This is a genomic window from Paraburkholderia bannensis NBRC 103871, assembly GCF_000685015.1.
Classification (GTDB): Bacteria; Pseudomonadota; Gammaproteobacteria; order Burkholderiales; family Burkholderiaceae; genus Paraburkholderia; species Paraburkholderia bannensis.
In genome coordinates this window covers 42112-54555 of record NZ_BAYA01000007.1, presented here as the reverse complement: position 1 = coordinate 54555, position 12444 = coordinate 42112, and the positions used below count along the sequence as shown (strand labels likewise).

At 67.2% G+C, this 12444-nt stretch carries 7 protein-coding genes; 2 read left to right on the top strand and 5 right to left on the bottom strand.

Annotated features, from left to right (window positions below; translation table 11 throughout):
• Positions 1–22 precede the first annotated feature (22 nt).
• Positions 23–364: an FKBP-type peptidyl-prolyl cis-trans isomerase gene (locus BBA01S_RS13520; protein ID WP_027816921.1), complete on the bottom strand. Its 342-nt coding sequence runs from the start codon at positions 362–364 to the stop codon at positions 23–25.
• A 259-nt stretch (positions 365–623) separates the two neighbouring features.
• Here BBA01S_RS13520 and BBA01S_RS41135 point away from each other — a divergent pair, with 259 nt between their 5' ends.
• Together BBA01S_RS41135 and BBA01S_RS13510 are read left to right on the top strand one after the other, a co-directional pair.
• A complete protein-coding gene (locus BBA01S_RS41135; RefSeq protein WP_042297048.1) occupies positions 624–1394 on the top strand; it encodes a sensor histidine kinase in 771 nt (256 codons plus the stop codon).
• A 169-nt stretch (positions 1395–1563) separates the two neighbouring features.
• Positions 1564–3024, top strand: a complete 1461-nt coding sequence (locus tag BBA01S_RS13510; protein WP_027816920.1) for a hemolysin family protein — start codon at positions 1564–1566, stop codon at positions 3022–3024.
• A 12-nt stretch (positions 3025–3036) separates the two neighbouring features.
• Here BBA01S_RS13510 and treY read toward each other — a convergent pair whose 3' ends face one another.
• The 4 genes from treY to glgX are packed head-to-tail and all read right to left on the bottom strand — an operon-like array spanning position 3037 to position 12379.
• Entirely contained in the window at positions 3037–5928 is a 2892-nt protein-coding gene (gene treY / locus BBA01S_RS13505; protein ID WP_027816919.1) for a malto-oligosyltrehalose synthase, read from the bottom strand.
• On the bottom strand, positions 5925–8192 hold the full coding sequence (gene malQ / locus BBA01S_RS13500; protein WP_027816918.1) for a 4-alpha-glucanotransferase: 2268 nt from the start codon (positions 8190–8192) through the stop codon (positions 5925–5927). Before malQ ends, treY begins: the two co-directional genes overlap by 4 nt.
• On the bottom strand, positions 8189–10126 hold the full coding sequence (gene treZ, locus BBA01S_RS13495; protein WP_042297045.1) for a malto-oligosyltrehalose trehalohydrolase: 1938 nt from the start codon (positions 10124–10126) through the stop codon (positions 8189–8191). The genes malQ and treZ overlap by 4 nt, the downstream gene beginning before the upstream one ends.
• A gap of 15 nt (positions 10127–10141) precedes the next feature.
• The gene (gene glgX, locus BBA01S_RS41130; RefSeq protein WP_084162129.1) at positions 10142–12379 is read right to left on the bottom strand and encodes a glycogen debranching protein GlgX; all 2238 of its coding nucleotides are present in this window, start codon (positions 12377–12379) and stop codon (positions 10142–10144) included.
• Between the last annotated feature and the right edge of the window lie 65 nt (positions 12380–12444).

Below are 12444 nucleotides of genomic sequence, written 5' to 3'. Positions count from 1 at the left end.
GTCGCACTGACCGCCTTGTTGCTTAGACGCCGAGCAGTTCCACTTCGAACACGAGCGTCGCGTTCGGCGGAATCACGCCGCCTGCGCCGCGCACGCCGTAGCCGAGTTGCGGCGGGATCGTGAGCTTGCGCACGCCGCCAACCTTCATGCCCTGGACGCCTTCGTCCCAGCCCTTGATGACCATGCCGCCGCCCAGCACGAAGGCGAACGGGTCATTGCGGTCCTTGCTCGAATCGAACTTCTGGCCGTCCGTCAGCCAGCCGGTGTAGTGCACGCTGACCGTCTGGCCGGCGGTGGCTTCTGCGCCGGTGCCTTCGGTCAGGTCCTCGTACTTGAGGCCGGATGCGGTGGTCACGATAGACATGGAACACTCCTGAATCGGATTGGGTAAAAGCGCTATTGTAGGCGCTTTGCAGGCTGCCGAGGCGGCCAGTACAGGACGCGTGCGCCGTTGCCCAGGCGGGCACAGCGCATGCGCCGCGAAGGAGCGCCCGCATGCAAGGCGTTCATGAGGGGCGCAAGACGGGCGCAATGCCGCCGCGGCTTCGCGCCCCTGCCTATAATGGGGCCCTGGCCCAGCCGGAAGGCCAGCCCGCCCAAGCGGGTGAGAGAAGAGGAAACCGATGGCGTCGACCACCACTACCCGTACCGAACGAACGGCCCGCCTGTGTGCCGAAGCCGCGCTTTTCATGCGCGATTACGTGCTTTCGCGCGTGTCGCACGATCTGCGCAGCCCCTTGAATGCAATCCATAGCTGGGCCTACGTGCTCGACCGCAAGATCGACAACGCCGATACGGCCGCGCAGCGCGCGCTCGCCGGCATTCGCACGGGCGTCGAGCAGCAGGTGCACCTGCTCGAAACGCTGGTCGATACGACCCGCGCCGAAACCCGCAAATTGCAGCTCGAACGCGCGCCGTTCGAACTGGACGCCCTGATCGAGGAAGCGGTCGCCGACACGCGCGCGGCACTTGCCGACGCACGCGGCGTGAGCATCGCCGTGGAGGGCGTGCCGAGCGGCGTCACGCTCGATGCCGGACGCGAGCGCGTCGCCCAGGCGCTCTGGCTGCTGCTGGCTTTTGCGGCCGAAACCGGGGTGCGCGGCAGCACCGTGACGCTCGCCGTAAGTGCAACTGGCGCGACAGGCGCGGCGGCGCAGTTCGAAGTGCGCTGGCAAGCCAGCCTCGACGCGCTGACCGACGAAACCCTGCCGCACGTGCTCGAACCGTTCGCCCGCGCGCAAGCGCGCGAGCCGCAGGAAGTGGGCCGTTTCCCGTGGGTGCTCGCGCTCTGCCAGCGCGTGGCGGAAGCCCACGGCGGACGTTTCGAGGCGCAGCCGCTCGTGCAAGGCGAGGCCGCGCTGTTCACGCTGAGCGTGCCGTCGGGCGCCGCCTGAAGCCTGCTGGAACTTTGCCTGAAGGTTGCCTGAAGGCCGCCTGAGGCCCGCCGGATACGTAACGCCCAACACCTTATGAAGCGACGCGCCCGCTCACGCGGGCCGTCGATGCCTTACAGGGTTCTTTCACCCTTATACTGAGCGCTTCGCAAATTCGGAGTTTCAGGTCTTGACTCAGCTCATCGCCTTGATCGGCGCGCTGTTCCTCGTTGCCCTCAACGGTTTTTTCGTCGCGGCGGAGTTCGGCCTCGTCAAGCTGCGCGCGACGCGCGTGCAAAGCCTCGCCGCCGCGCATGGACTGCGCGGCCGCCTGCTCGCCAAGGTTCACGGTCAGCTCGACGCTTATCTGTCGGCTTGCCAGCTCGGCATTACGCTCGCTTCGCTTGGCCTGGGCTGGATCGGCGAGCCGGCATTCGCGCAGTTGCTCGAACCGGTATTCGACCTGGTCGGCGTGAAGTCGCCGGAACTGATCCACGCCATTTCGCTGGTGTTCGCGTTCACGGCGATTTCGTTCCTTCACATTGTGGTGGGCGAACTGGCGCCGAAATCGCTGGCGATCCGCGAGGCCGAAAAGATCTCGCTGTGGGCCGCCACGCCGCTCTACGGTTTCTACTGGACGATGTATCCGGCGATCTGGTTGCTCAATTCCAGCGCCAACGCCGTGCTGCGTCTCGCGGGCCTGTCCGCCGACCACGGCAGCGAAGCGCACTACTCGACGGAAGAACTCAAGCTGATCCTGCGTAGCCGCCGCGCCGCCGCCGCGGCTGAGGCCGAAGCGCAGGCCGCGCTGCACGCTCATGCCGATACCGGCGCACACGAAGGCGCGCAGGGTCGCGCCGCGCGCCGCCGTCCCGCGCGCGAAGCCGCCGCGAGCCTCGCGCAGGGCGCGGCAGGCAGCGCGAGCGCATTGAGCGTCGATGAATGGAACACGCTGGCGCACTCGCTCGACTTTTCGCGCCTGACCGTTTCCGACCTCATGCGCCCCGCGCACGAAATGGTCGGCCTGCGCCGCGACCTGTCGCTGCGCGAAAACATGCAGATCGTCGCGCGCCATCGCTTCAGCCGCTATCCGCTGTTTGAGGACGCGTCCGGCGAACACGTCGCGGGCCTCATCCACTTGAAGGATCTGCTGCTCGCGCGCGAAGCGGGACACACGCTCGACGACCTCGGCAAGTTCGTGCGCCCGGTGCAGTACGTGAAGCCCGAAACGCCCGCGCTCGCGTTGTTCCGCCGCTTTCGCAAGGGCGCGCCGCACTTCGCGCTGGTCGGGCGCAAAGGCATGCGGCCGAGCGGCTTTCTCACGCTCGACAATCTGCTGGGCGCGCTGGTGGGCCAGATTCACGACGAATTCCATCAGGCCGATACCGACTGGACGCGCATGGACGACGGCACGCTGATGGGACGCGGCAGCTTGCCGGTGGTGTCGCTTGAGCAGGCGCTGGGTATCGACATCGACGAAGGGCGCGCGGAATCGGTGGGCGGTCTCGTAATCCACGCGCTCAACGACTTGCCGACCGAAGGACAGCGCGTGTCGTTCGATCGCTTCGATATCGTCGTGAAGAAGATGAAGGGGCCGCGCATCGTGCTCGTGCGCATCTACCCGAAGGATCTTGAGGACGAAGGCGGCTAAGTCCCGGCAGCGTCAGCTTCGCGCGACGTTCGTGAGCACGGCGACGGGCAGCGCCGCGAGTACGTCGCGCAGCGGCAGCCAGGTCGCCTCGTCGTCCTGGGCGGCGTCCTTTTTTGCGGCGTGATCCACGTCGGCGAGCCAGTCGTGCAGCGCCGACGCAGGATAGCCTTTGGGCAACGCGATGGCCGTATCCTCCCAGCGCTCCGGCGCAACGCGCGGCAAGTCTCCATCGAGCCATGCCGCCGCGTGACGTGTACCGACGATCACCGCCCAGTCGTCGCCATGACGCCGCGCGAACGCAATCACATGGGCGGCCAGCGCGCCACGCACTTCCAGCGGCCAATATTCCCCTTCGCGCAGCAAACCCGGCGCGCGCTCACGCAATGCGAGCAGCCGGTGAATCACGGCTTGCTTCACATGCGCATCGCGCCAGTTCGAGAGTTTGGCGGCGGGCGCGACGTTGTCCAGCGAGGCCGCGCGCTGCGCGTAATCCACGGGCCGACGGTTGTCGGGATCGACGAGACTGAAGTCCCAAAGCTCCGTGCCCTGATAGAGATCGGGGACGCCTGGCGAGGTCATGCGCAGCACGGTTTGCAGCAGCGTATTCAACGCGCCTGCGGGCGAGATGCGCGCGACGAACGTGGCCAGCTCGTTCAGGAAGCCCTCGCGCCGCTGCGGCGAGAGTATGTCGAACAAAAATGCCTGGCACTCCGACTCATAGTCTTCATCGGGTGCGATCCAGCTCGTGCGCAGCTTCGCTTCGCGCAGCGCCTTCAATTGCCACTGCGCGACGCGCTCGGCCAGTGCTTGAACGCCCGCAGCATCGGCGGGGTCGAGTTGGGGCGGCCAGCAGCCCACCAGCGTCTGGTAGAGCATCGCTTCGGCGGCGGGGCCGGGCGACCATTGCGCCGGATCGCCGCGCCGATGCGGCTGGTTCGACGTCGACCATGCACGCAGCGTCGCGCTCCACTCGGGCGCAATCTCGCTGAGCACGGCCAGACGCGCGCGCACGTCCTCGCCGCGCTTGTGATCGTGCGTCGCGGTCGCGAGCAGCGCATGGGGCGTGCGGCGCTGGCGTTGGGCGTTGGCGGCGTGAAACGCCGCGACGTCGAGCGAGAAGTCGTCGGGATCGGTGCCCACGTCGTTGCGCGAGAGCAGGCGGCCATAGCGATAAAGCGCGGTGTCTTCGGTCGCTTTCGCTGCGAGCGGCGCGGTGAGTTGCGAGAACAGCGCGAGCGCGGTGCGCTGCGCGATCAGTGCGTGGCTCAAGGGCGCTGGCGGCGGATTCTGTCCGCCGTGCTTGCTCGTGCTGGCATTCGCCGTGCGGGCCGCCTTGCCGCTATTGCTGCTATTGCCGCCACTACCGCCATTGCCGTTAGCCGGATCGGGCGCACGTGCGCCAAGCCAGCCGTCAACCTGTTCGAGTGCCCCCAGATTCGCGCGCGGCGACGTCTTGCGCGCGGCGGCCAGCGCTACGTCGAAGTAGCGGTTGTCGAGTGCACTGCGCACGCCATTGACTGGATAAATCCGATAAACCGGAAAGTGCATCGCCAGTTGTGCGACCGTGCGATGCACGGTCGCGAAGGTGAAGTCGCGCGTGACGGGCTGCTCGCGTGCGATCCGGTGCAGCGCGCGCGCTGCATGATCGAGTTCCGCCGCAAGCGAGGCCGTCAAGATCTCGCGTCGCGCACCGAGCGACACCTCTGCAAACGGCGCGTCATCGCCCGTGATCGCAGCCCATGTTTCAGCGAGTAGCGCGGCGCCAGCGGGATCGTGTAGCAGCGCGCCCACGTCGTTCATGAAGTCGTAGCCGGTCGTGCCCTGCACGGCCCAGTCTTCGCGCAGCGCCTCGCCGCGCGCGAGAATCTTTTCGACCACGATATACGGCTGCCCTGCACGCAATGACGCAAGCCGATGGCGCAGGCGTTCGCAATATTCGCGCGGATCGGCCAGCCCGTCGATATGATCGATGCGCAGGCCGTCGATCACGCCATCGGCGTAGAGGCGAAAAATCAGCTTGTGCACCGCTTCGAAAACATCGTGCCGTTCCACCCGCACGCCCGCGAGCGAGCTGACGTCGAAAAAGCGCCGCCAGTTCACTTCGTCCGTGGCCGTGCGCCACCAGGCAAGGCGGAAATGCTGGCGCTCCAATAGCCGATGCAGGCGCTCGCGCGGCACAGGATCGTCGCTTCGGTAGGATTCCAGAATGAATTCGATGGCGTCCGTGCCTTCACGCTGGACGAAATCGCGCAACGCCGCGCGTGCCGCCGCCGCGCGCACCTGGTCGTCGGGCTGCGTGGTGAGCCCCTGGAACGACGCGGCGAGCGCCGCGAGATCGGCGCGATCGGCTGATTGCAGCATCGCCGCGTAATCGACCGGACAGATCGGGCCCACATGCGGCCCGTATTGCGCGTAAAAGCGTGCATTGGCCGCGTCGAATTTCAGCTCGATGCGGCCCGCCGTGAGTTCCTCGCCGTATTGCGCGCCCAGAAACGGCATCAGCACCTTGCCGCGCAGCGCGGGATCGGGCGAGTGCCAGTCCACGTCGAAATGGCGCGCGAACGCGCTATGCCGCCCCCATTCGAGGATGTCGAGCCACCACGCGTTGTGCGATCCGCCTACGCCCATGTGGTTCGGCACCATATCCACGATCAGGCCCATGCCGCGCGCGTGCACGGCGTCCGCGAGCCGTCGCAGTGCGCCTTCGCCGCCCAGTTCCGCGCTCACCGTGCCGTAATCGACGGTGTCGTAGCCGTGCATCGAGCCGGGCTGTGCCGTCGTGACCGGCGAAAGATACAAGTGGCTCACGCCAAGCGCGGCGAAATAGTCGAGCTGCGCGAGCGCGTCGTCGAAGGTGAAACCGTGATGAAGCTGCAGGCGCAGCGTGGCGCGGGGAGAGGTCATGGCGTCGGCGGCACGGGGGGCGCGGCGGGTTCGGCGCGCGCGCTGGAGTTCGTGTCCCTTGCTGGTGCATGTAGCGTTCCCGCTGCCTCGCGCGCACGCACGATCGTCTCCACGCGCGCGGCGAACGCGGGGTCGGCGAACAGGGCGTCGACGGGCAGCGGCAGGCGCTGGCGCCAGTTCGGATGCTCGTCGATGGAGCCGGGCAGGTTCGGCTGGTCGGCGAGCCCCAGCAGGTCTTCGAGCGGACAGGTCACGAGCGGGCTCGCGCTGGCGGCGACGTAGCCAAGCGCGCCGTTCACGGGAGGATCGTCGGGCGGGGGCTGGGCGGCGTCATGCGGCGCGAAGCCAGTCTGCTGCAGCGCGTGCCAGAGTGCGGCGCGGTCGGTCTCGCGCTGCGCGTGTTCGAGCGCGACGGGATCGCGCCCGTCCGCGCGCGGCAGCGTCTGGCCAATGCGATTGCGCCAGTCGATATCCGCGCCGCGCCACCAGCCCGCAATCGTGGGCAGATCGTGCGTCGTGGTGGTGGCGACGCCATGCGGGTCGTAGCGCGCGGGCGGCAGAAAGCCGTGGCCTTCGCGCTCGAACCAGAGCACGCGAATGCCGTACAGCCCATGCGCGGCCAGACGCTCGCGCAGTCCCGGCGGCACCGTGCCCAGGTCCTCGCCGATCACGATGGCGCGATGGCGCCACGACTCCAGCGCGATGAGCCGCACGAGATCGTCGAACGGATAGCGCAGATACGCGCCGTGCTTCGCGCTTTCGCCTTCAGGCACGAGCCACAGCCTGCGCAGCCCGAGGATGTGGTCGATCCGCACGCCGCCCGCATGCGCGAAAGCCGCGCGCAACATGTCGATGAAGGCGCGAAAGCCGTTGTTGTGCATCGCGCGCGGCGAGAACGTCGTGAGGCCCCAGCTTTGTCCGGCCTGGTTGAAGATGTCGGGCGGTGCACCGACCGACACGCATTGCAACATGTCGTCGGGCAGCGACCAGGCGTGCGAGCCGGCGCCGTCGCATCCCACGGCGAGATCGGCGACCAGGCCGATGCTCATGCCTGCGTCGCGTGCGCTGCGTTGCGCCTGCGTCAGTCCTTCCGCGGCGAGCCATTGCAGGAAGCGATAAAAGTCCACTTCGCGCCGATGCTCCGTCGCGAAGGTCGCGACCGCAGGATTGCGCGGATCGCGCAGCGCTTCGGGCCAGTCGCGCCAGTGACGCAGGCCGCTGGGCTCCGGCCCGCCGCTGAGCATCGCTTCCTGAAGGGCTTCGAAACGCGCGTGATCTTCAAGCGCCTGGCCGCCGCGCGCACAGAACGCGTCGAAAGCGGCGGCGCGCGGCGAACCGCTCGTGCGCTCGGTGGCGTCGAAGCGGTCGAACAGCACGCGCAGCACCTTGAGCTTGAGCGGCACGGCGCGTTGCCAGTCGATCAGCGGCAACGCCTCAAGCTCGCGCCATGCTTCGCCTGCGTGTGCGGCGGCGATGGCCTCTTGCGCGGCCTGCTCGCCGAACACGGCGGCGGGATCGATATGCGTGACGTTGAGCCACAGCCGCGAGGAGGGCGAGTACGGGCTGAAGTGGCCTGGGTCGGCGCTGAACATCGCATGCGTAGGGCTAACCGCGAGCGCCTGCGCGCCATGCCGCGCGCTGTGTGCCGCGAGCGTCGCCAGCGCACTATAGTCGCCGATGCCGCCATCGCCATTACGTCGGAGTCCATATAATTGCGCGGCGACGCCCCACAGCGGCGGCACGCATGGGGCGTCCTGGCCGTGGCGCGCCTGCCAGGCGTCGGCGACGTTGTGGCAACGCGGCGGCGCGACCGCAATCGTCAAGCGGTGATCGTTGACGCTGAGCGTGTGATAACCCGGTTCCGACAGTGGCGCGAGCAGTGCGGGCGCGCCCTTGGGCGACGTGAAGCGGCCTTCGATATGTTCGCCGTTCTCCAGGTCGACGCGATAGTGGCTGCCCGTGCGCACCACCGAAGCAGGCAACTCGATCGCGCTTTCGTATTCGGCGGTGATGAGCGGCGGCAGGCGGCGCGATGATTGTTCGGCGTTGAGCACCGACATGCTGTGGCGCATCTGCGTGCCGTTCGTGCAAGGCAGGCCCATGCATTCGAGCAGCGCTTCGAGTGTGCTGTCCGGCACGCGTTGCGCGACGCCATGCGCGTCCGACCATTCGACCTCGAAGCCCGCGCGCTGTGCGAGATCCGCGAGCGCTTCGCTGCGTCGCGCGCTGCTCGTGCCGCTGGTTCCGTTGTGGCTGCTTTTCATGCGAGCGGCTCCTCGCGCCGCACGTTGCGCGCGTCGTGATGCTGTGCGTACTCGGGCACGTTGCCGGTGGCCCAGACCACGCAAGCGCTTTCGGGCAGCACGCCGTTGTCGGTGCGGTCGCGCGCGCGCGGCGGCGTCTCGAACACCACCATGCCCTGGGGCGGGGCGTCGAGCCGCACGCCGTCACGGCCGAGATTGAGCGCGATCGTCCACGTTTCGCCATCGCCCAGACGCCAGCGCGCGATGAGTGCGCGCGCGCCGTTGCCTTCGTCGTCGGCGAGCACGGTCGCGCCAAGCGCACGCGCGTGATGCAGGCGCGGCATCAGCAGACGCGCGCGCACCACCAGCGCGGACTGATAGAAGTGCATCCAGTCGCGCCGTTCGTCGTCGAGCGGCGCGTCGGCGGGCGGCGACGAGTCGATGAAGGTCTGCACGTCGTTCGGATCGGGAATCCGCGCGCGCTGCTTTTCGTCGTTGAATGCGCTAAAGGCCTTGAATTCGCGGCGGCGTCCTTCGCGTACGGCATCGGCGAGATCGCCTTCGAACGCCGTGAAAAACTGGAACGGTTGCGTCGAGCCGTATTCCTCCTCCATGAACAGCAGCGGAATTTGCGGAGAAAGCAGCAGCAGCGCCGTGGCCGCGCGCAGCGCATCGTCGTCGGCGAGCGTGCGCAGACGGTCGCCGAAGGCACGGTTGCCAATCTGGTCGTGGTTCTGCAGGAACATTACGAACGACGTCGGCGGCAGATGCGCGCTCGGTTCGCCGCGCGGCTTGCCGTCATGCACGGGCGAAGGATCGCCCTGGTACACGAAGCCTTCGCTCAACGCCCGTGCGAGCTTCTGGATCGGATGGTCGGTAAAGCCGCGGTAATAGCCTTCCGATTCGCCGGTAAGCATGACGTGCAGCGCGTGATGGACGTCGTCGTTCCATTGCGCGCTGAAATGCGTCTCCAGCAGGTTGGCTTCGTTGTGCTCGTTTTCCAGCACCAGATGGACGTGGCGGCCAGGCTCCACGCGCGCCTGCACGTGATCGGCAAGCTCGCGCAGCCATTCGGGATTGTCGATCGCATGCACGGCGTCCAGCCGCAGGCCGTCGAAGCGATATTCGGTGAGCCAGTACAGCGCGTTGTCGCTATAGAAGTCGCGTACTTCGGGGCGCCCGAAATCGAGCGCTTCGCCCCAGGGCGTATGCGTGCCGGCCTTGAAAAATGGCTTCGCATACTGACCGAGCCAGTTGCCGTCCGGGCCGAAGTGGTTGTAGACCACGTCGAGAAACACCTGCAATCCCAGCCCATGCGCGGTATCGACGAGTTCCTTGAGTTCGTCGGGCGTGCCGTAGGCCGCGTGCGGCGCATAAGGCAGCACGACGTCGTAACCCCAGCCGCGTTCGCCAGGATAGTCGTTCAGCGGCATCAACTCGATGGCGGTAATGCCGAGATCCGCAAGCGCGGGCAGGCGCTTCATCACGCCGCGATAGCCGCCGAGCGCGCCCACGTGCAACTCGTAGAGCACGGTCTCTTCCCAGGCGCGGCCGCGCCAGTGCGTGTGCTGCCACTTGTAGGCACGCGCGTCGATGACTTCGCTCGGGCCATGCACGCCTTGCGGCTGAAAACGTGAAGCGGGGTCGGGCACGAGTTGAGCGCCGTCGATCCGGTAGCGATAGAGCGTGCCCGCGCCGCATGCCGCTTGCGTCTCGAACCAGCCGTTGTGCGACGGCGTCATGTCGAGCGGCGCGGCGGCGGCATGCTCGCCATCGCTTTCGAATACCACCTGCACGGCGCTGCACGAAGGAGCCCAGAAGCGAAAGCGCGTGTGCGGCTGCGCGAGCGCCGCGCCCGTCAACTGCGCGCCGAACGGCAGGCAGTGCATGTAATGGCGCACGTGCGGTTCGTGAGGATGGTGCGAAGCGTGGGGATCGTTGGGATGCAGGGCCATGTCGGGTTCCTGTGGCTATCCAGCAGCGTGATCGTTGGCGTTGGCGTTAGCGTTGGCGTCCGATGTCGTGGCGGCGGGCTGACGCGGGTCGGGCGGCGGCGGCCCTTTGCCGATGCTTTCAACGCTTGCAGTCGAGTCCTGTCCCGCGTGCCGCGAAGAAGGCCGCGCGCACAGCACGACGAGCGCATGGGCAGCGACCTCGAACGTCACGTCGCAAAGCGCATGCGGCGGCGCGCCGGGGTGCGCGGAATCGAGTAGCACAGACCACGCCAGGCGCGGCGCGGGCGCACGAAACATCACGCCCTGCGCCGACGCATTCAGCATCATCAACAATACTTCGATTTCGCCATCGAGGCCCGCTCCCGCGCGACGCACGGCGAGCACGCGCGCCTCGGGATCCTGCCAGGCTTCGGGCGAAAGACGCTCGCCGTGTTCGTCGAACCAGTCGACGTCGTGCATGCCGGGCAGCACCTCGCGATCACCGAACAGAAAGTGCGTCTCCCGCAGCAAGGGATGATCCCGGCGCAGTGCGATGGCGCGCGCGGCAAACGCCGTCATCGCCTCGCCCTGCGGCGTGGCGGCGAGCGACCAGTCGAGCCAGGAAATCTCGTTGTCCTGGCAGTACGCGTTGTTGTTGCCGTGCTGCGTACGCACGGTTTCGTCGCCGGCCAGCAGCATCGGCGTGCCGATGGCGATGCACAGCGTCGCCAGCATCGAACGCGCGACGCGCGCACGCGTATCGAGAATAGCGGGGTCGTCGGTCGGCCCTTCGACGCCCCAGTTCGCGCTCCAGTTTTCGTTGTGGCCGTCGCGGTTGTCCTCGCCATTTGCTTCGTTATGCTTGCGTTCGTAGGAGACCAGGTCTGCGAGCGTGAAGCCGTCGTGCGAGGTCACGAAATTGATGGACGCCCACGGCCTGCGCGTGCGCTTGTCGAACAGGTCGGCCGACCCCGTGAGACGTGCGGCGAGATCCGCGCGCTGACCCGGCGCACCGCGCCAGTAACGCCGCACGCTGTCACGAAAGCGGTCGTTCCATTCGGCGAATCCCGGGGGATGATTGCCCAGCTGATAGCCGCCGGGGCCCACGTCCCACGGCTCGGAAATCAGCTTCACCTGCGACAGCACCGGATCCTGGCGCAGCACGTCGAAGAAGCCGCTGGCGGGGTCGAAACCATGCGCCTCGCGTCCGAGCGTCACGCCCAGGTCGAAACGAAAGCCGTCGATGCCGTACGACGTGACCCAGTAGCGCAGCGAATCCATCACCATCTGCAGCACGCGTGGATGCGAGAGATTGACCGTATTGCCGCAGCCCGTATCGTTGATGAAGTGGCGCTCGTCGCCCGGCACGCAGCGGTAATAGCAGGCGTTATCCAGGCCGCGCCACGACACGGTCGGGCCGATTTCGCCGCCTTCGCAGGTGTGGTTGTAGACCACGTCGAGCAAGACCTCGATGCCCGCCGCGTGCAACTGGCGCACGGCGATACGCATTTCGTCTGGATCGCAGCCCGAGAGATAGGACGGCTCCGGCGCGAAAAACGCCGCGGTGTTGTAGCCCCAGTAGTTGCGCAGGCCGCGCTCGACGAGGAAGCGCTCGTTGAGAAACGCGTGGACAGGCAGCAGTTCGACGGCGGTGACGCCCAGCTTGTGCAGGTGCTCGATGAAATGCGGCGCGCCGAGCGCAGCGAACGTGCCGCGCGTATGCGAGCGCAGATCCGGGCGCAGCATCGACACGCCGCGCAGATGCGTCTCGTAGATCACGGTCTTGCCCCAAGGGGTGTTGGGGCGCACGTCGCGCGACCAGTCGAAAGTGTCATGGCTGACGACGGCCTTGGGCATGGCGGGCGCGGAGTCGCGCCGGTCGAGCGAAAGATCGACGCGGTTCGAATGCACGCGATAGCCGTAGAGCGTGTCCGACCAGCGAAACTGGCCGACGAGCCTGCGCGCGTAAGGATCGAGCAGCAGCTTGTACGGATTGAAGCGGTGCCCCTGGTGCGGCTGGTAAGGCCCATGCGCGCGCAGCCCGTAGACGGTGCCGGGATGCGCGCCGGGCAGGTAGCCGTGCCAGATTTCGTCGCTGCATTCGGGCAGGGTGTAGCGCGTACGCTCCTTGCGCCCGGTCGGGTCGAACAGGCACAGCTCGATGCGCCAGGCGTGCGCGGAAAACACGGCGAAGTTCGTGCCAAGACCGTCCCACGTCGCGCCCAGCGGATACGGCGAACCGGGCAGCAAGCGCTCGGGAATGCCGTTAGCCATAGCGATGCTCCTTCTCGTGTCGCTTGTATTGAACCGGATTCCTGACGAGTGATGAAATTGCCCAG